General features: G+C 70.9%; 20 protein-coding genes. 10 read left to right on the top strand and 10 right to left on the bottom strand.

Annotated features, from left to right (window positions below; translation table 11 throughout):
* The first annotated feature begins 117 nt into the window (after positions 1-117).
* On the top strand, positions 118-1,338 hold the full coding sequence (locus OG206_RS18210; RefSeq protein WP_327117339.1) for a threonine aldolase family protein: 1,221 nt from the start codon (positions 118-120) through the stop codon (positions 1,336-1,338).
* A gap of 22 nt (positions 1,339-1,360) precedes the next feature.
* Here OG206_RS18210 and OG206_RS18205 read toward each other — a convergent pair whose 3' ends face one another.
* Positions 1,361-1,519 (bottom strand): hypothetical protein, encoded by a 159-nt coding sequence (locus OG206_RS18205; RefSeq protein ID WP_327117337.1) that lies wholly within the window; start codon positions 1,517-1,519, stop codon positions 1,361-1,363.
* A 104-nt stretch (positions 1,520-1,623) separates the two neighbouring features.
* Between OG206_RS18205 and OG206_RS18200 the strand changes: the two genes are divergently transcribed.
* Positions 1,624-2,736 (top strand): helix-turn-helix domain-containing protein, encoded by a 1,113-nt coding sequence (locus tag OG206_RS18200; protein ID WP_327122315.1) that lies wholly within the window; start codon positions 1,624-1,626, stop codon positions 2,734-2,736.
* A 9-nt stretch (positions 2,737-2,745) separates the two neighbouring features.
* Here OG206_RS18200 and OG206_RS18195 read toward each other — a convergent pair whose 3' ends face one another.
* The gene (locus tag OG206_RS18195) at positions 2,746-3,417 is read right to left on the bottom strand and encodes a response regulator transcription factor (protein WP_327117335.1); all 672 of its coding nucleotides are present in this window, start codon (positions 3,415-3,417) and stop codon (positions 2,746-2,748) included.
* A gap of 17 nt (positions 3,418-3,434) precedes the next feature.
* Positions 3,435-4,643, bottom strand: a complete 1,209-nt coding sequence (locus OG206_RS18190) for a sensor histidine kinase (RefSeq protein ID WP_327117333.1) — start codon at positions 4,641-4,643, stop codon at positions 3,435-3,437.
* A gap of 96 nt (positions 4,644-4,739) precedes the next feature.
* Between OG206_RS18190 and OG206_RS18185 the strand changes: the two genes are divergently transcribed.
* Positions 4,740-5,738, top strand: a complete 999-nt coding sequence (locus OG206_RS18185) for an SAM-dependent methyltransferase (protein ID WP_327117331.1) — start codon at positions 4,740-4,742, stop codon at positions 5,736-5,738.
* On the top strand, positions 5,735-6,877 hold the full coding sequence (locus OG206_RS18180; protein WP_327117330.1) for an NADH-quinone oxidoreductase subunit D: 1,143 nt from the start codon (positions 5,735-5,737) through the stop codon (positions 6,875-6,877). The genes OG206_RS18185 and OG206_RS18180 overlap by 4 nt, the downstream gene beginning before the upstream one ends.
* Positions 6,878-6,904: 27 nt before the next feature.
* On the opposite strand, the gene OG206_RS18175 is transcribed toward OG206_RS18180, so the two are convergent.
* The 4 genes from OG206_RS18175 to OG206_RS18160 all read right to left on the bottom strand — a co-directional run bounded on the left by OG206_RS18175 (position 6,905) and on the right by OG206_RS18160 (position 10,466).
* The gene (locus OG206_RS18175) at positions 6,905-7,933 is read right to left on the bottom strand and encodes a hypothetical protein (protein WP_327117328.1); all 1,029 of its coding nucleotides are present in this window, start codon (positions 7,931-7,933) and stop codon (positions 6,905-6,907) included.
* A gap of 104 nt (positions 7,934-8,037) precedes the next feature.
* The gene (locus OG206_RS18170; protein ID WP_327117326.1) at positions 8,038-9,018 is read right to left on the bottom strand and encodes an ABC transporter substrate-binding protein; all 981 of its coding nucleotides are present in this window, start codon (positions 9,016-9,018) and stop codon (positions 8,038-8,040) included.
* 50 nt (positions 9,019-9,068) lie between these two features.
* A complete protein-coding gene (locus tag OG206_RS18165) occupies positions 9,069-9,743 on the bottom strand; it encodes an ABC transporter permease (protein WP_327117324.1) in 675 nt (224 codons plus the stop codon).
* A gap of 3 nt (positions 9,744-9,746) precedes the next feature.
* Entirely contained in the window at positions 9,747-10,466 is a 720-nt protein-coding gene (locus tag OG206_RS18160) for an ABC transporter permease (RefSeq protein ID WP_327117322.1), read from the bottom strand.
* A gap of 141 nt (positions 10,467-10,607) precedes the next feature.
* Here OG206_RS18160 and OG206_RS18155 point away from each other — a divergent pair, with 141 nt between their 5' ends.
* The 6 genes from OG206_RS18155 to OG206_RS18130 all read left to right on the top strand — a co-directional run bounded on the left by OG206_RS18155 (position 10,608) and on the right by OG206_RS18130 (position 15,033).
* The gene (locus tag OG206_RS18155; protein ID WP_327117320.1) at positions 10,608-11,783 is read left to right on the top strand and encodes a betaine/proline/choline family ABC transporter ATP-binding protein; all 1,176 of its coding nucleotides are present in this window, start codon (positions 10,608-10,610) and stop codon (positions 11,781-11,783) included.
* 195 nt (positions 11,784-11,978) lie between these two features.
* Positions 11,979-12,839: a dihydropteroate synthase gene (folP, locus tag OG206_RS18150; RefSeq protein WP_327117318.1), complete on the top strand. Its 861-nt coding sequence runs from the start codon at positions 11,979-11,981 to the stop codon at positions 12,837-12,839.
* Positions 12,836-13,318 carry a nuclear transport factor 2 family protein gene (locus OG206_RS18145; RefSeq protein ID WP_327117316.1) on the top strand — a complete coding sequence of 161 codons (483 nt, stop codon included), beginning with the start codon at positions 12,836-12,838 and terminating at the stop codon, positions 13,316-13,318. Before folP ends, OG206_RS18145 begins: the two co-directional genes overlap by 4 nt.
* A gap of 193 nt (positions 13,319-13,511) precedes the next feature.
* The gene (gene folB, locus OG206_RS18140) at positions 13,512-13,871 is read left to right on the top strand and encodes a dihydroneopterin aldolase (RefSeq protein ID WP_327117314.1); all 360 of its coding nucleotides are present in this window, start codon (positions 13,512-13,514) and stop codon (positions 13,869-13,871) included.
* Positions 13,868-14,479, top strand: coding sequence for a 2-amino-4-hydroxy-6-hydroxymethyldihydropteridine diphosphokinase (gene folK / locus OG206_RS18135; RefSeq protein WP_327117312.1), 612 nt, complete (start codon positions 13,868-13,870; stop codon positions 14,477-14,479). Before folB ends, folK begins: the two co-directional genes overlap by 4 nt.
* A 68-nt stretch (positions 14,480-14,547) precedes the next feature.
* Positions 14,548-15,033 carry a DUF3180 domain-containing protein gene (locus OG206_RS18130; RefSeq protein ID WP_327117311.1) on the top strand — a complete coding sequence of 162 codons (486 nt, stop codon included), beginning with the start codon at positions 14,548-14,550 and terminating at the stop codon, positions 15,031-15,033.
* Positions 15,034-15,093: 60 nt separating this feature from the next.
* Here OG206_RS18130 and OG206_RS18125 read toward each other — a convergent pair whose 3' ends face one another.
* The 3 genes from OG206_RS18125 to ftsH all read right to left on the bottom strand — a co-directional run bounded on the left by OG206_RS18125 (position 15,094) and on the right by ftsH (position 18,388).
* The gene (locus OG206_RS18125) at positions 15,094-15,444 is read right to left on the bottom strand and encodes a VOC family protein (RefSeq protein WP_327117309.1); all 351 of its coding nucleotides are present in this window, start codon (positions 15,442-15,444) and stop codon (positions 15,094-15,096) included.
* Positions 15,445-15,550: 106 nt separating this feature from the next.
* Positions 15,551-16,156 carry a GTP cyclohydrolase I FolE gene (gene folE, locus OG206_RS18120; RefSeq protein WP_327117307.1) on the bottom strand — a complete coding sequence of 202 codons (606 nt, stop codon included), beginning with the start codon at positions 16,154-16,156 and terminating at the stop codon, positions 15,551-15,553.
* A gap of 183 nt (positions 16,157-16,339) precedes the next feature.
* A complete protein-coding gene (gene ftsH, locus OG206_RS18115; RefSeq protein ID WP_327117305.1) occupies positions 16,340-18,388 on the bottom strand; it encodes an ATP-dependent zinc metalloprotease FtsH in 2,049 nt (682 codons plus the stop codon).
* Between the last annotated feature and the right edge of the window lie 73 nt (positions 18,389-18,461).

The raw sequence follows: 18,461 nt of genomic DNA, 5'->3' as shown, positions 1-18,461 counted from the left end.
GAATGCTACGCCAGCGTTCCGGTTCACCCCACGGTCGTCCACATCCTGTGGATAACTTCTGGCGGGGCACGGGGACCCGGAGTGGGCCTGGCCTGCGGTCCGGGTGATGATCGTCCCATGGGAGCCACCGATGAGCAGAAGCAGCGGCACCGCAGGCTGGCCGCCTGGCGGGCGTCCGGAAAGGTCCTGGCGCGGGCGTCCGCGGACCACACCCTGGCCGAGCGGCTGACCGCACTCGCAGCCGACGCCGGCACGGTCCACGACCTGGACGAGTGGACGGACGTGTACGGCGACGGGGTGGTCGCCGAGGTCGAGCGGCGCACCGCCGACCTGCTCGGCATGGAGGCCGCCGCGTTCTTCCCGACCGGGACGATGGCCCAGCAGGTCGCGCTCCGCTGCTGGGCGGCGCGCACCGGCAGTCCGGTCGTGGCGCTGCATCCGCTGTCCCACCCCGAGGTGCACGAGCGGGGCGCGCTCACCTCGGTGAGCGGACTGCGCACGGTGCACCCGGTGACCGGCCCCCGCCAGATGACCGCGGAGGACGTGCGCGGCTTCCCCGAGCCGTTCGGCACCCTGATGCTGGAGCTTCCGCTGCGCGACGCCGGCTTCGTCCTGCCCGCCTGGGAGGAGCTGGAGGCCGTCGTGGCCGCCGCGCGCGAACGCGACGCGGTGGTACACCTGGACGGGGCCCGGCTGTGGGAGTGCACCGAGCACTTCGGGCGGGGACTGCAGGACGTGGCCGCGCTCGCCGACAGCGTGTACCTGTCGTTCTACAAGTCCCTGGACGGGCTGTCCGGCGCGGTGCTCGCCGGCTCCGAGTCCCTGGTCGACGAGGCACGGACCTGGCGCCACCGGTACGGCGGGCAGCTCTTCCAGCAGCACCCGGCGGCCCTCTCCGCGCTGCTGGGCCTGGAGCGGGAGCTGCCGAGGCTTCCGTCGTACGTGGCGCACGCGAAGGTCGTCGCCGGAGCACTCGCGGACGGCTTCGCCGAGTCGGCGGTGCCGTGGTCCCGGGTGCACCCCCGGCCGCCCCACACGCACCAGTTCCAGGTCTGGCTGCCGTACGCCCCCGACGTACTGGACGAGGCATCGGTGCGGCAGGCCGAGGAGACGGGCACGACCCTCTTCCGCCGCTGGTTCCCCGCCCCGGCGGGACCGCCCGGGCTCTCGTTCACCGAGGTCACGGTCGCGGCGCCGGGGCTGGAGTGGACGGCGGGCGACGTACGCGAGGCGGTGGCGGACTTCGCCGTACGCCTGCGGGAAACGGCCGCCGCCCAGGCGCAGGACGGGCCCGTCCCGGGGGACGTCGGGTCTCAGGGCCTGTCGGGTGACCTCTGATCGAAGGCCACCCGACAGGCTCTCAGGCGTAGGGCGGCCGGTGGGCCGCGGCCCAGACGCGGATACGTCTGCTGATCGCGCGCAGGACCTCCCCGTCGTGCCGGCCGGGCGGCGGGGGAGGCCTCAGCCCGTGCGTCGCGGCGCGGTAGCTGTCGAGCATGTGCTGCTGAACGCTGTCCATGCATCCAGCCTGACCCCGGTCGGACGGGTCCGCCCGTGGATTGACGGCCGCCGTCAAGTGACGCCGGATCCCCGCCGCTCACCCCGCACTATGGAGGGGTGAGCGTGCACATCGACATCGCGGGCCTGCCGCCCGAGCGCATAACCTTCGAGATCTCGCCCCTCGCCGAGCTGGGGCTCGCCCTGCACGCCCTGTCGGAGCCGGGACATCACCCCGGCCTCCACGGCTGGACGACGGCGACGGCGGCGGCCCTGGAACCGGACCTCGCGGACCGGCTGCACGAGGCGGAGTTCCTGTGGCGGAACACCTTCTCCGACATCTTCATGCCCTTCGCCGGCGTCCGGGGCGGGGACGGCAGGACCGGGTCGACCCTCGCCGAGGACCTGGACATCCTGGACAGGCTCGACGACGAGCGGTTCGTCTCGGCCGCCCTGGAGTTCACCTGTTCGAGCCTCTACGACACGGGGGCGCCCTCGCCCCTCACCGACGCCGGGACGCGGTCGCGGGCGCTCGAGATGGCGACGGCCAGGGGACCGGAGCAGCTGGACTTCACCCGGCAGCTGCTGGCCGACCCCGCTCCCGTACGCACATGGGTCAGGCGCCTCTTCGAGGACTGCGACGAGGCCTTCTTCGCCGACACCTGGCAGCGCGCCCAGGTCCAGCTGGCCGCCGACGCCCGGCACAAGACCGAGGTGCTGCGGCGCAAGGGCCTCGGCGCGGCCCTGGGCGCGGTCTCGGCGGCCCTGTCGCTCGACGAGGAGGCCGGCAGGATCAGCGCCGACAAGCTGTCCACGGGCCGGACCGACGCCACGGGGTCCGCCGCGGGAACCGGTCTCACCCTCATCCCGACCAGCTTCGGCTGGCCTCACCTGATGGTGCTGCACGCCCCCGGCTGGCGCCCGGTGATCCACTACCCGGTCCACCGCCCCGAACTGCCCTCCCCCGCCTCCGTCGAGCTGCTCCGGCTCCGGCTGGAGGCGCTGGCCCACCCCGTGCGGATGCGGATCTGCCGCAACCTGGCCCGTTCGCCGTACACCACGGGCGAACTCGCCGACTCCCTCGGCATCACGCCGCCCGAGGTCTCCCGCCACCTCGGTGCGCTCAAGAAGGCGGGGCTGGCCACCACCCGACGGCGCGGCCGGTATGTGCTGCACTCGCTGGACCTCACCGTCGTGGCCCGGCTGGGCAGCGACTTCCTGGAGGGCGTACTGCGGTGACCGCCGGGGTCAGCCCGTGCCGCCGGCCCTGACCAGCCCCGTCTCGTAGGCGAGGACGACCACCTGGACGCGGTCGCGCAGGGCCAGCTTGGTGAGGATCCGCCCGACGTGCGTCTTGACCGTCGCCTCGGAGAGCACCAGGCGGCCGGCGATCTCCCCGTTCGACAGGCCCTGGGCCACCAGCAGCATCACCTCGCGCTCGCGCCCCGTCAGCTTCTCGACGGCCTTGTGCTGGGGCTCCTTCGTGCTGCTCGGCAGCATCGGCGAGAAGCGGTCCAGGAGCCGGCGCGTCGTGGACGGTGCGACCACGGCGTCGCCACTGTGCACCGAGCGGATCGCGGAGAGCAGTTCGGCGGGCGGCACGTCCTTCAGCATGAAGCCGCCCGCCCCGGCCTTCAGACCGGAGAAGGCGTACTCGTCCAGGTCGAAGGTCGTCAGGATCAGCACCTTGGGCGGGTCCTCGGCCGCGCAGATGCGCCGGGTCGCCTCGACGCCGTCGAGCCTCGGCATGCGGACGTCCATCAGCACCACGTCGACGGCGGTGGACCGCAGGACCTCGATCGCCTCGGCCCCGTCCCCGGCCTCGGCGACGACCTCCATGTCCGGCTGCGCGGCGAGCACCATGCGGAAGCCGGTGCGCAGCAGCACCTGGTCGTCGACGAGCATCACGCGGATCGTCATGGGGTCCTGTCCTTCTGTCACTGGTTCGCCGGCTTGAGCGGAAGCAGGGCACTGATCCGGAAGCCGCCGCCCTGGCGGGGACCCGCGTCCAGCGTGCCCCCGACCATGCCGACCCGCTCCCGCATGCCGATCATTCCCTGGCCCGCGCCGTCGGCTCCGCCGTCCTCGTACAACTCGTGCGGTGCGCCCCGCCCGTCGTCCTCGACGAGCAGACCCAGACCGTCGTCGAAGTACACCAGGCGCACACTCGCACCGACGTCCGGGCCGCCGTGCTTACGGGTGTTGGTGAGTGCTTCCTGAACGATGCGGTACGCGGTCAGCTCGACCCCGCTCGGCAGGGGACGCGGGGTGCCCTCGATCTTGAAGTCCACCGCCAGGCCGGTCTCCCTCACCTTCGTGACGAGCTCCTCGATCTGCTCGACATCGGGCTGCGGGACGTACTCACCGCTCTCCTGGGCGTCACCGGTCCGCAGCACACCGAGCAGCCGGCGCATCTCGGCGAGCGCCTGGCGGCCCGTGCCGGAGATCGTCTCCAGGGCCTGCCGCGCCTGGTCGGGGGAACTGTCCATGACGTAAGCCGCGCCGTCGGCCTGGACCACCATCACCGACACGTTGTGCGCGACGACGTCGTGCAGCTCGCGGGCGATGCGGGCCCGTTCGGCGGCGACGGCCACCTTCGACTGGGCCTCGCGCTCCCGCTCAAGCCGGGCGGCCCGCTCCTCCAGCTGGCTGAAGTACGCCCGCCGGGTGCGTATCGAGTCACCGAGCACCCAGGCCAGGACGAAGGGCACGGTCATGACGACGACGTAGAAGAACGTCTGCGCCCAGCCGCCCGAGGGGGCGTCGTCGGGCCAGCGCAGCCGCGAGACCGCCGCCGCGCCCAGGCTGCACCCCAGGGCGAGCCGGGAGGCCCAGCGCTCCCCCACCGTGGCCACCGTGTACGTGATCACCAGAAGGGCGAAGTCCGCCACGTCGGGGCGCACCCCCAGCAGCAGCTGCACGAGCCCCATCACGATCGCGAGAAGCAGCATCTTCTCCGGTGCGCGGCGGCGCAGCGCGACCACGACGCACAGGCCGACGGCCACCGGCACCGCGGCGACGCGTTCCCGGCCCCCGCCGACCTGGCCGGCCACGATGGACACGCCGGAGAGCCCGAGGAGGAAGACAGCCCAGAGGGTGTCGACGCCCGTCGGGTGTCTGCGGATGAAATCGTAGAAGCGCTGCACGTTACCCAGCGTAGGGACAGCCGATCGGTGCCCGGGTCAGCCGAAGGGCCGATCCGGGTCCTCGGACCGTACTCCCCAAGGTGGAGACTTGCCCATGTGACGGATGACTGGCGCCTGTGGCGGGAAGCGGCTGATACCGCTTTGTACGGGGAAGACGGCTTCTACCGGCGGCCGGAGGGCCCCGCCGGTCACTTCCGCACCTCGGTGCACGCCTCCCCTCTGTTCGCCACCGCCGTCGCCCGGCTGCTCGCCGCGACGGCCCGGGAGCTGGGCACGGACACGGTCGACCTGGTGGACGTCGGGGCCGGCCGCGGTGAGCTGCTGACCGGAGTGCTGGCGGCGTTGCGGGACGGCGCCGCCACCCCCGGACTCACCGTGCGGGCCTACGCCGTGGAGATCGCCCCTCGCCCGCCCGGACTGCACCCTGGGATCGAGTGGAGCACCGAACTCCCGCCCGGCGCCCGGGGGCTGCTGTTCGCCAACGAGTGGCTGGACAACGTCCCGACGCAGATCGCGGAGGCCGACGAGGACGGGGTGGCGCACTACGTCCTTGTACGGGAGGACGGCACCGAGCGGCTGGGGGACGCGGTGACGGGGCCGGATGCCCGGTGGCTGAGCCGCTGGTGGCCGCTGTCCCGGCCGGGCGACCGGGCGGAGATCGGCCTGCCGCGCGACGAGGCCTGGGCGCGCGCCGTCTCCTCGATGGCCGGCGGGACGGCAGTGGCGGTGGACTACGCGCACGTACGGGGATCGAGGCCGCCGTTCGGGACGCTGACCGGATTCCGGGAAGGGCGTGAGGTACGGCCCGTACCCGACGGGCGGTGCGACCTGACCTCGCACGTGGCCCTCGACGCGTGCGCGGCCGCTGCCGGCGGTCCGGCGGAACTCCTGGACCAGCGGACGGCCCTGCGGGAACTGGGGATCAGCGGCGAGAGGCCCCCGCTGGCGCAGGCGTCCGCCGACCCCGCGGGCTATGTGCGGGCGCTCGCGTCGGCGGGGGAGGCGGCGGAGCTCACGGCCCGCGGCGGGCTCGGCGACTTCGGCTGGCTGCGGCAGCGGGTCCCCGTTCGCGAAGGGGGATACTGTCCCGCATGACGGAGACGATGATCGGTATCGGCGGCGCGGCGGAGAGCACCGACATGGTGCTGAACATCGGTCCGCAGCACCCCTCCACCCACGGTGTGCTCCGGCTGCGACTCGTCCTGGACGGCGAGCGGATCGAGCAGGCCGAGCCCGTGATCGGTTACATGCACCGCGGTGCCGAGAAGCTCTTCGAGGCCCGCGACTACCGGCAGATCATCATGCTCGCCAACCGCCACGACTGGCTGTCGGCGTTCTCCAACGAGCTCGGGGTCGTCATGGCCGTCGAGCGCATGCTCGGGATGGAGGTCCCGGAGCGCGCGGTCTGGACGAGGACGCTGCTCGCGGAGCTGAACCGGGTCCTCAACCATCTGATGTTCCTCGGCTCCTACCCGCTCGAACTGGGCGGGATCACCCCGGTGTTCCACGCATTCCGGGAACGCGAGGAACTCCAGGCCGTGATGGAGGAGGTCTCCGGCGGCCGGATGCACTACATGTTCAACCGGGTCGGCGGCCTCAAGGAGGACCTGCCGGCCGGCTGGCTCGGCCGCGCCAGGGACGCCGTGGCGTCCGTGCGTTCGCGGATGGACGTGTACGACCGGCTCGTGCTCGGCAACGAGATCTTCCGCGCCCGCACCCGCGGCGTGGGGATCCTGTCCCCCGAAGCAGTGCACGCCTACGGGGTGTCCGGGCCGATCGCCCGCGCGTCCGGTGTCGACTTCGACCTCCGGCGCGACGAGCCGTACCTCGCCTACGGGGAGCTCCAGGACACCCTCGCGGTCGTCACCCGGACCGAGGGCGACTGCCTGGCGCGCTTCGAGTGCCTGCTGGAGCAGACGCACAACGCGCTGGCCCTCGCGGACGCCTGCCTCGACCGGATGGCGGACCTGGCACCCGGCCCCATCAACCAGCGGCTGCCCAAGGTGCTGAAGGCGCCGGAGGGCCACACCTACGCGTGGACCGAGAACCCTCTCGGCATCAACGGCTACTACCTCGTCTCCACGGGCGAGAAGACGCCGTACCGGCTGAAGCTGCGCTCCGCGTCGTACAACAACATCCAGGCGCTGACCGAACTGCTGCCGGGCACGCTCGTCGCCGACATGGTGGCGATCCTGGGTTCGCTCTTCTTCGTCGTGGGGGACATCGACAAGTAGCGCCCCCGCGGGCGGAGCCGCCCCGGGCTACGAGGAGACGGCGCTGCGCAGTTCGACGACGTCCAGCTGCTCGGTCTCGTCGTGGGCGGTCAGGTCGATGACCTTGCCGACCGCCCGGTTCTCGGCCGTGCCCGTGCGGTGCGCCGCCAGTGCCTCCTCGCCCACCACGTCGGCGAGGTCCTCGTTCTGCACGGACTCGATCGCCGCGTCGGCCTTGTGCGTGCCGAAGAAGTCGAAGCTCCCCTGCGGGACGAGGTGGCGGCGCGACGCGGCGTAGGGGACGACGGCCGAGGCCGCGGGGACCGCGCGGGGCGGACGGGGCGACGGCAGCTGCCTCTGCTCGGCCGGTGCGGGAGCGGTGGGACGGCGGTGCTGGAGTTCACCCGCTCCGGCGACCGCCGCGTGCTTCCCCTTGGGCCCGTCGCCCTCCGTGTCGCGGTCGGCCGACCGCTCGGCGAGGTCGCGCTGCCGGGCCAGCTCGGCGGTACGGCGGGCCTCCTGGAGAGCGGCGTTGCGCGGCAGGTCCCGCAGGGCCCGGGCAGCGCGCGCGTAGGCGTCCGGTGTCGGTGTCGAGCGGGCGGGGAGGAGTTCGCGCGGCGCCGACGCCTCGATGGCGAGCTGCCTGCGGCCCTCCAGCGCGCTGGCACGCTCCGTCTCCGCGTTGGCGTACCGGCGCAGCAGCGCGGCGTGTTCGCCCCGCAGCCCGGCGAGCTCCACCCGCTTGCGGCGGAGCCTGGTCTCCATCCGGGTGCGCAGCTCCCTTGATTCCTCGAGGTCCGCCTCGAGTTCGGCTATGCGCTCCTCGGTCTTCCACTCGTCGCTGAGCCGAGCCCGGTTCAGCTCGGCGACACGCAGCCCGGCGGCCCGGTCCCAGCTGCGCATCAGGTAGGCGCCGGTGAGGGCGGCAGCGGCTGTGGCGGCCACCAGGGCACGCAGGGCCAGGGGTTCCGCGAGGAGCCAGGCTCCGGCGGCACACACGACCGGCACTCCGGCCACCAGGGCGGGCGGCAGGATTCTGTGGAGGGGCGGCGAATGGCGGTGGCGTCCTCGTGGCATGGCTCGAAATTTACCGTGCGTACGAGTCACTTGGGAGGCCACCCGGCAATCTGTTCCCCGCCGGTTACCTTGCGGCCTCCCAAGCGCCCCTTCCAGAGGTTCTCCTACTTCTTGATCAAGCCCCTCGACTGCAGATATTCCCTGGCGGCGTCGGCGGGCTTGGCGCGCTCGGCGTCGACCTTGCGGTTCAGTTCCGCCAGATCCTCGGTGGTGAGCACCTCCGTGAGCTTCCCGAGGGCCTCGGCGATCTCCGGCGCACCGGCGTCCTCGGCATTGACCACGGGAAGGACGTTGTCCGCGTTCTGCAGCTTCTTGTCGTCCTCCAGGAACACCAGCCCGTACGAATCGAGCACCGCGTCCGTGGTGGTCGTGAGGACCAGTTGGTCCTTGCCGTCCTTGACCGCCTGCTTGGCCTGCGGGGTGCCGACACCCTTCGGGTCGATCCCCGTCACATCGATGCCGTACGTCTTCTTCAGCCCGGGGGCGCAGAACGGACGCACCTCGCACTCGTCGCCCGCCGCGATCTTCACCTTGATCTTCGACCTGCCGAGATCGGAAAGCGTCTCGAGGCTGTTCTTCTCCGCGAATTCCTTCGACACCGCGAAGGCGTTCTGGTCGACGGCCGGGCCTGCCGGAAGGACCTTCAGTCCGAGCGGGGCGGCGAGCTTCTCCAGCGCGGTCACGGTGGCGGTCACGTCACCCGAGGCGACCGGGGTCTTCTCGGCCTCCTTCGCGCCGTTGGTCTTGGCGTTGAGGAATTCCGCGATGGTCGCCGCGTATTCGGGGACGACGTCGATCTCGCCCTTCTCGAGAGAGGGCTCGTACAGCTCGCGGTTCTTCACCGTGGTGACCGAGGTGTCGTAACCGGCGCCGCCCAGCACCTGGGCGTAGAGCTCGGCGAGCACCTTGGACTCGGTGAACGCGGCGGCACCCACGACGAGCGAGCCCTTCTTGGAGCCGCCCCCGGCGCCCGAGTCCGAGCCGCTCTTCCCCTCCTCCAGGCTGTCGCCGCCGCAAGCCGCGAGCGATCCTGCCAGCACGACCGCTCCGACGACCGCACCCGCTATGCGCGAGGTCCTGCTCATGTTCTTCTCCGTCCGCGAAAAAATGATGTGCACAGTCCGAAATTCCCGCGTCACGCGGTCCGGCGGCGGCGCAGAGGCGACAGCAGCCGGTCCAGCGCCACGAGAACGCCCTCCACCACCAGGGCCAGGAGGGCGACGAGCACAGCACCGGCGAAGACCTGTGCCGTGTCGTAGGTATTGAATCCGGCGGTGATGATCCGCCCCAGGCCGCCGAGGCCGACCATGGCCGCGATCGACGCGGTGGCGACCACCTGGACGGCCGCGGACCGCAGGCCGGTCATGATCATCGGGTAGGCCAGGGGCAGCTCGACCCGCAGGAAGAGCTGCCCGCCCGACATCCCCATGCCGCGCGCGGCCTCCCGCACCGACCGGTCCACCTCGGTCATCCCGACGTAGGCGTTGGTCAGCAGGGGCGGGACGGCGAACAGCACCAGGGCGATGACGGTGGGCAGGTAACCGGAGTTGCGCAGGGGCGTCAGCATGAAGAGCGCCAGCACCGCGAACACCGGAACCGCCCGGCCCACGTTGGACACGTTGACCGCGAGCGCGCCGCCCCTGCCCGAGTGCCCCAGATACAACGCGACCGGCAGGGCGATGGCGCAGGCCACCGCCAGGGCGAGCCCGCTGACGTACAGGTGCTCACCCAGCCGCTGCGCCGCACCGCCGTCCCCCGACCAGTTGGCGCCGGTGGTGAGCCAGGCCCAGGCCTCTCCTACGACTCCCATGGATCAGCCGGCCTCCGTCGTGACGATGCCCGGCCCGCCGGGCGCCCCTGCGGGCTTCCGTGTCCGGGTCCAGGGCGTGAGCAGGCGCTGAAGGCCCAGCAGCAGCAGATCGGCGGCCACCGCGAGCAGCACGCAGAGCACGGACGCGGTGAGCACCTGGGCCTTGAAGAAGCTCGGCAGCGCGTCCTCGATGAGGTTCCCGAGTCCGCCCTTGCCGACCAGCGAGCCGACCGTGGTCAGCGCGACCGTCGACACGGTGGCGATCCGCAGACCGGCCATCAGCGCGGGCAGCGCGAGGGGGAGCTCCACCTCCCAGAGGAGACGGGCCGGTCCGTAGCCCATGCCCTTCGCCGCTTCCCTGGCCTCCTCCGGCACGGCTTCGAGGCCGGCGAGGATGTTGCGCACGAGGATCGTCAGCGAGTAGAGCACCAGGCCCGTGACGACGAGCGCCGACGAGAGCCCGAAGACCGGCAGCAGCAGCGAGAACATCGCCAGCGACGGCACGGTGTAGAGCACCGTCGTCAGGCCCAGCACGGGCCCGGCGAAATGCCGGCCCCTGCGCGCGAGCAGCGCGAGGGGAAATGCCACCGCGAGGCCTATCAGCACCGAAGCCGCCGTGATCCAGATGTGCTGGAGCGTGGCATCCGTCAACTCATGGCTGCGGGAACGCAGATACTCACCGCAGATCCAGTCGTTCGCCACCAGGCAGTTCTGCTCGGCCATCCGTCCCCACCTCCTGTTCACCCACGCGATGCCGTCACGGCTCCGGTCCCCGGTGACCCTATCCTCGACCACCGACAATCGCCGAGGCTGTCGTATTCCGGCAACATGGCCTTCACAGAACCCGCGTCACAATGGGGAATCATGATCCGTTTCGAGCACGTCACCAAGCGGTACGCGGACGGCACCACCGCCGTCGACGACCTTTCCTTCGAGGTCGCCGAGGGTGAACTGGTCACGCTCGTCGGACCTTCCGGCTGCGGCAAGACGACCACCATGAAGATGGTGAACCGCCTGATCGAACCGACCGAGGGCCGGATATTCCTCGACGGGGACGACATATCGGCCATCGACCCCGTCCAACTCCGCCGCCGTATCGGTTATGTCATCCAGCAGGTGGGACTCTTCCCGCACAAGACGGTCCTGGAGAACACCGCGACCGTTCCCCATCTCCTCGGCTGGAAGCGGGGAAAGGCGCGGGAACGCGCCGCCGAACTGCTGGATCTCGTCGGACTCGATCCGTCCGTTTACGGCAGCCGCTATCCGGAGCAGCTCTCCGGCGGTCAGCGCCAACGCGTGGGCGTGGCACGGGCGCTCGCCGCGGATCCGCCGGTTCTCCTCATGGACGAACCTTTCGGGGCGGTCGACCCGGTCGTACGGGAAAGGCTGCAGAACGAATTCCTGAAACTGCAGGCGCGCGTGCGCAAGACCGTGCTCTTCGTCACTCACGACATCGAGGAAGCCGTCCGGCTCGGCGACCGCATCGCCGTGTACGGCCAGGGGCGCGTCGAGCAGTTCGACACCCCCGCCACGGTGCTCGGGGCCCCGTCCACTCCCTACGTCGCCGACTTCGTCGGGGCCGACCGGGGCCTGAAGCGGCTCTCGGTCACGCCCATCGAGGAGAGCGATCTGGAACAGCCCCCGGTCGTCCACCTCGACGACTCCCTGGCAGGGGCGACCGAACGGCTGCGGGCGGACGGCGCCCGCTGGGCCGTCGTGCTGGACAGCCAGGACGAGCTGCACGGCTGGATTCCCGCGGGTGACGCGCTGACGGCCAAGGGCACGGTCCGCGAGCACGCGCGGCGCATGGAGGCCTGGCTGCCGCTCGGCGCACCGCTCAAGCAGGCCTTCTCGACGATGCTCCAGCACGACGCGGGCTGGATAGCCGTCATCGACAAGGAGAGTGCCGGCCGCTTCCTCGGCGTGCTCACCCCGGCACGCCTGCACGAGGCACTGCGCCGCTCCATCGACGCGGACGCGCAGGACGTGCCCCGCGCCGAGGTCGCCGTGGAGACCGTGGCCGGTGTCGGCGCCTCCTGAGGGCCCGCCCCGTGCGGCCGGACGCCACGCCCCGCGCCCGTCCGGCTGAATCCCGCGCGGGGAATCCGGTTCCCGGCGACGGCGACGGCGGGGCCCGGCCGGACAGGCACCCGCCCCGGGGCCCCGGGCCGCCGGGGAGAGCGCCCTGGCTCCGGTACGGCCCGACCGGGCGCTTGCCGGGCCTAGGCTGGTCGTATGAGTACGTTGCGAGGACGGGGCACAGTGCGGGGCCTGCCGGAGTGGGACCGCTGCGCGGTCATGGGTGTCGTCAATGTGACGCCCGACTCCTTCTCCGACGGCGGCCACTGGTTCGACACCACGGCGGCGATCAAGCACGGCCTCGAACTGGTGGCCGAAGGGGCGGATCTGGTCGACGTCGGCGGCGAGTCGACCCGCCCGGGCGCGAGCAGGGTGGACGAGGCGGAGGAGCTGCGGCGGGTGATCCCCGTCGTACGGGGACTGGCGTCCGAAGGGGTCACGGTCTCCGTCGACACCATGCGGGCCGGCGTCGCCGAGCAGTCCGTCGCCGCCGGTGCCGCCATGGTCAACGACGTGAGCGGGGGCCTCGCGGACCCGGGCATGATCCCGGTCGTCGCCGACGCCGGAGTGCCGTTCGTCGTCATGCACTGGCGGGGCTCCAGCGAGTCCATGAACAGCCGCGCGGTCTACGGGGACGTCGTCGGCGAGGTCGTCGCCGAGCTGCGCGCCCGGATGGAAGCCGTGATCGACGGCGGGGTGGACCCCGAGAGGCTCGTGATCGACCCCGGGCTCGGCTTCGCCAAGAACGCCGCCCAGGACCTGACGCTGGTCGCCCACCTCGACCGGCTCCACGACCTGGGCAGGCCGCTGCTCGTCGCCGCGTCCCGCAAGCGGTTCCTCGGTCATGTCCTGGCGGACGGGGGAGGGACCCCTCCGCCGGCCAGGGAACGCGACGCCGCGACGGCGGCCGTCTCGGCGCTCTCGGCCGGGGCGGGCGCCTGGGCCGTCCGGGTGCACGCCGTACGGCCCACCGCGGACGCGGTGCGGGTGGCCCGCGCGGTCGAGGGAGCGGCGTGAGCGCCCCGCGGGACGAACACGAGGCCGCCGCCGCCGACATCGCGGCGGTCGAGCAGGCCAACACCGCCTTCTACGAGGCGATGGAACGCGGCGATCTCGACGGGCTCTCGGCCCTCTGGCTGCCCGGCGAGGACCTCACCGTCTCCTGCGTCCACCCCGGCTGGCCGGTGCTGACGGGCCGCGGCGAGGTGCTGCGGAGCTACGCGCTCATCATGGCGGACACCGAGTACATCCAGTTCTTCCTGACCGACGTCGGGGTCTCGATGACCGGTGACACCGCCCTGGTGACCTGCACCGAGAACATCCTGAGCGGTGGTCCCGCGGAGGAGGGCAACGACCTCGGGCCGCTCGTCGGCCAGCTCGTCGTCGCCACCAATGTGTTCCGTCGCACACCGGAGGGCTGGAAGCTCTGGTCGCACCACGGCTCACCCGTACTGGCGGACACGGGCGAGGAAGAGGACGAGGACCCGGCCTCCTGACCTGTCGGGACGCCACATCGATGATTGGGCTTCCCGATCACCGGGTATACGCGGCTACCAACCCCCTGCCGGGCTACCCGCACGCCCCGCGGGCAGGATCTGTCGGTGCCCGCGGGTAGATTCGAAAGACGGCGCTCCTCCGCCCGCACGCGGACGGGTGCCTCCAGAGACGACAACAGCAGGAGTGATTCGCGTGGATCGTGTCGCGCTGCGCGGCCTCAAGGCCCGTGGGCACCACGGTGTCTTCCCGAAGGAACGCGAAGAGGGACAGACCTTCATCGTGGACCTGGTGCTCGGCCTCGACACCCGCCCCGCGGCAGCCGCGGACGACCTCACCAAGACCGTCCACTACGGCGTGGTGGCGGAAGAGGTCGTCGACGTCGTCAAGGGTGAGCCCGTCGATCTGATCGAGACCCTCGCGGAACGCATCGCGCAGCAGTGCCTCAAGCACGAGGGGGTCCAGGAGGTCGAGGTCGTCGTCCACAAGCCGGACGCGCCGATCACGGTCCCCTTCGACGACGTGACCATCACCATCACCCGGAGCCGAGCATGACTGCATTTTCCACCGAGGGGCAGAGCGACCCGACCGTCCAGCCGGTTCCCACGTCCGTGGTCGAGCAGGTCGACGCGGCGGACGTCACCCTCTCCAACCCGAAACGGGCCGTGATCTCCCTCGGCTCCAACCTCGGTAACCGGCTCGAGACGCTCCAGGGTGCCATCGACGCCCTGGAGGACACCCCCGGCCTGCGGGTCAAGGCGGTCTCCCCGGTCTACGAGACCGAGCCCTGGGGCGTCGACCCCGGATCCCAGCCGTCGTACTTCAACGCGGTGATCGTGGTGAAGACGACCCTGCCCCCGTCCTCGCTGCTGGAGCGAGGCCAGGCCATCGAGGAGGCCTTCGACCGGGTACGCGAGGAGCGCTGGGGACCGCGCACCATCGACGTCGACATCGTGTCGTACGCCGATGTGGTCTCCGACGACCCGCTGCTCACGCTTCCCCACCCGCGCGCACACGAGCGCGCCTTCGTCCTCGCACCGTGGCACGACGTGGATCCGGAGGCACAGCTGCCGGGCGCGGGCGCGGTCGCCGACCTGCTGAACGGTGTCGGGCGCGACGGGGTTCTTCCCCGGCCCGACCTGGAACTCCGTCTCCCCGAGTAATCGTTAGGCTCAAGGACGGACACGGCAACGGACGACACGGGCCACGGCGGCGAAGGGCGGCACTCTCGGTGAAGCAACTACGGCTCAGGCTGCTGGTCGCACTCTTCGTCGGAGCCGGCGTGCTGTCCTGGGGGGCGGCCCGCCTCTGGGATTCGCTGGGCACCCTGCCGAGCGTGCCGCTCGCCGCGCCCATCGTGCTGGCCGCGATCGCCGCGGTCCTGCTCGCCGCCGCCCTGTCCATCCGGGCCCGGCTGCGCGCGCAGCGGGAGCGGCGGCCCGGTGCGAAGGGCGTGGAACCGCTGATGGCTGCGCGCGCCCTGGTCTTCGGGCAGGCGAGCGCACTCGTCGCCCCGCTGGTGGCCGGACTCTACGGCGGCACGGGCGTCTTCCTGCTCGGCTCCCTCGACGTACCGCCGCGACGCGATCAGGCCATCTACGCCGGCTTCGCGGTCCTGGCCGGGGCCGCGGTCGTCGCCGCCGCTTTCTTCCTGGAGCGCGTCTGCCGGCTCCCGGACGACAAGGACGACGACAGGCACGGTGCTCAGGCCGCCTGAGGCATGCCCGGTCCGGCACGGCATGGCCGGGAGGGCGGGGCTTTTCCCGGTGACAGGCTCTCAGCCGGCCACCGGGTTCTCGATCAGGGTGACCCGGTTGCCGTCGGGATCGTGGACGGCGGCGAAGCGCACGCGGCCCGAACCCGGCTGAGTCCCGCCGGCGATGATCCCCCGGCCGGCGAGGTCCGAGAGCGCCCGGTCCAGATCGTCGACCACCAGGTTCACCAGGGCGCCGCCCGCGTGCTCGGGCGAACGGAAGACCTGGAGCCAGGCGTCCGGGGAGATGTGCCAGTCCGCCAGCCCGTCCATGGGCCGGGTGTCCGCCGGGCGCCCGAAAAGGCGCTCGTACCACTCCAGCGCGGGCCCGAAGTCCGTGACGGGTGCCACCGCGAGTACATGCGTGAACGACATGAGAACTCCTGTCCGTGTGAGTGTGGCCTCTCGGCCACCCTCACTAGGGTCGACTCCCCCCGCCGCCCGGACTCATCGGCACTCCGCGCCCGCGCCGGACTCCGGGTCAGCGCGCCATGATGAGGCTCATCGCCTCGGCGCGCGTGGCCGAGTCCCGCAGCTGGCCGCGCACCGCGGACGTGATGGTCTTCGCCCCCGGCTTGCGGATGCCACGCATGGACATGCACATGTGCTCGCACTCGACGACCACGATGACCCCGCGCGGCTCCAGGATCGCCATCAGCGACTCGGCGATCTGGGTGGTGAGCCGCTCCTGCACCTGCGGCCGCCGGGCATAGACGTCGACCAGCCTGGCCAGCTTGGACAGCCCCGTGATCTTGCCGCTGGTCGCCGGGATGTATCCGACGTGCGCGACACCCCGGAAGGGCACCAGGTGGTGCTCGCAGGTACTGAACACCTCGATGTCCTTGACCAGCACCATCTCGTCGTGGCCGAGGTCGAACGTCGTGGTCAGCACGTCCTCGGGCTCCTGGTGGAGACCCGCGAATATCTCCTTGTACGCACGTGCCACCCGGCCCGGAGTCTCCCGCAGCCCTTCACGGTCCGGGTCCTCTCCGACCGCGATGAGGAGCTCCCGTACAGCGGACTCGGCCCTCTTCTCGTCGAATACGCCGATCGAACCCTGCCCGTCCAGCGTCACCGGGTCGGTCATCTGTGCCTCGTTCCTCTGTGCAGTCACATGCGCGGGCCCGCCCTGACTCACGGAACACGGCAGGCACTGCGCGGGCCGTACGAAAAAGCCGCGCCCCCACAGGCTAGAACCTGGGGGGCGCGGCATCCATTCCGGGCCCGGTGGAGCCCCCGTGACAGGGGCCGCAACCGGATCGGGCAGGGGCTAGCTCTCGGGGCGGTCCTCGGGGAGGGCCTCGGTGGACGTGCCGTTGTTCTTCGACATGTCCGTCGGGGCGATCTCCGGGGTGGCCGACCCGTTGGCGCTGCCGTTGGTGAGGGCCAGCTCCTTGGGTGAGAGCACGGGCGGTCGCGTCGACGGGGTACGCCGGGCCGAGCCGGTCCACGCCGGACGGGCCGGACGCTTCACGATCGGGGCGAAGATCTCGGCGATCTGCTCCTTGCCGAGCGTCTCCTTCTCGAGAAGCTCGAGGACCAGGGCGTCGAGGATGTCGCGATTCTCGACGAGAATCTCCCACGCGTCGTTGTGCGCGGTCTCGATGAGCTTCTTGACCTCTTCGTCGACGAGCGCCGCGACCTCTTCCGAGTAATCGCGCTGGTGGCCCATCTCACGGCCCACGAAGGGCTCGGTGTTGTCGCCACCGAACTTGATCGCGCCCAGACGCTCGGTCATGCCGTACTGCGTGACCATCGCGCGGGCCGTGGCAGTGGCCTTCTCGATGTCGTTCGCAGCGCCGGTCGTCGGGTCGTGGAAGACCAGCTCCTCGGCCGCACGCCCGCCCAGCATGTACGCCAGCTGGTCGAGCATCTCGTTGCGGGTCGTGGAGTACTTGTCCTCCTCCGGGAGCACCATCGTGTAACCGAGGGCGCGGCCGCGGGAGAGGATCGTGATCTTGTGGACCGGGTCCGACTGGGGGGAAGCCGCCGCGACCAGGGCGTGTCCGCCCTCGTGGTACGCGGTGATCTTCTTTTCCTTCTCGGACATGATCCGGGTCCGCTTCTGCGGGCCCGCCACGACGCGGTCGATGGCCTCGTCCAGCATGGAGTTGTCGATCAGCTTCTTGTTGCTGCGCGCCGTGAGGAGCGCCGCTTCGTTCAGCACGTTCGACAGGTCCGCACCGGTGAAGCCGGGCGTCCGACGCGCGACCGCGTTGAGGTCGACGTCATCCGCGACCGGCTTGCCCTTCTTGTGCACCTTGAGGATCTCGAGACGGCCCTGCATGTCCGGGCGGTCGACGGCGATCTGCCGGTCGAAGCGTCCGGGACGCAGCAGCGCCGGGTCCAGGATGTCCGGCCGGTTCGTGGCGGCGATCAGGATGACGCCGCCCTTCACGTCGAAGCCGTCCATCTCGACGAGCAGCTGGTTGAGCGTCTGCTCGCGCTCGTCGTGACCGCCGCCCATTCCGGCACCGCGGTGCCGGCCGACTGCGTCGATCTCGTCGACGAAGACGATCGCCGGGGCGTTCGCCTTGGCCTGCTCGAAGAGGTCACGGACACGGGAGGCACCGACACCGACGAACATCTCGACGAAGTCGGAACCGGAGATCGAGTAGAACGGCACACCCGCCTCGCCCGCGACGGCGCGGGCGAGCAGCGTCTTGCCCGTACCGGGCGGCCCGTACAGCAGGACACCCTTGGGGATCTTGGCGCCGACGGCCTGGAACTTCGCCGGCTCCTGGAGGAATTCCTTGATCTCGTACAGTTCCTCGACAGCCTCGTCCGACCCCGCCACATCGGCGAACGTCGTCTTCGGCGTGTCCTTGGTGATCAGCTTCGCCTTGGACTTGCCGAACTGCATGACCTTGGAACCGCCGCCCTGCATCTGATTCATCAGAAACAGGAAGACGACCACGATCAGTACGAAGGGCAGCAGGGAAAGAAGGATCGACACGAACGGGGACTGCTTCGACGGCGAGACCGTGTAGCCCTTGTCGATGTCACCGCTCTCGAACTTCTTCTGCAGCGTGTCGGCGAGCTGGACACCCTGGTCGCCGATGTAGCTCGCCTGGAACTTGCTGCCGGACTCGCCCTCGAGTTTCTGCTTGTCCTTCAGCTCGATCTTCAGGATTTGTTCGTCACCGGTGGTCAGCTTGGCCTGCTCCACCTGGTTCTTGCTGATCGCCTGGATCACCTTGCCGGTGTCCACCGTCTTGTAGCCGCCGGACGAGCCGACGACCTGCATCAGCACGACCACGGCGAGGACGGCCAGCACGATCCACATGACCGGCCCACGGAAGTATCGCTTCACGTCCATCCATACGGAGCGAAGTCGCCCCGTCCCTCCTGCCCGTAGGTAAATGCTGCTGTGAGAAAAGACTGTTCTTCGG

Origin of the sequence: Streptomyces sp. NBC_01341 (assembly GCF_035946055.1) — a bacterium.
In the GTDB taxonomy this organism is placed as follows: domain Bacteria; phylum Actinomycetota; class Actinomycetes; order Streptomycetales; family Streptomycetaceae; genus Streptomyces.
The sequence above is the reverse complement of the archived record's forward strand: the minus strand, read 5'-3'. Positions and strand labels throughout refer to the sequence as shown.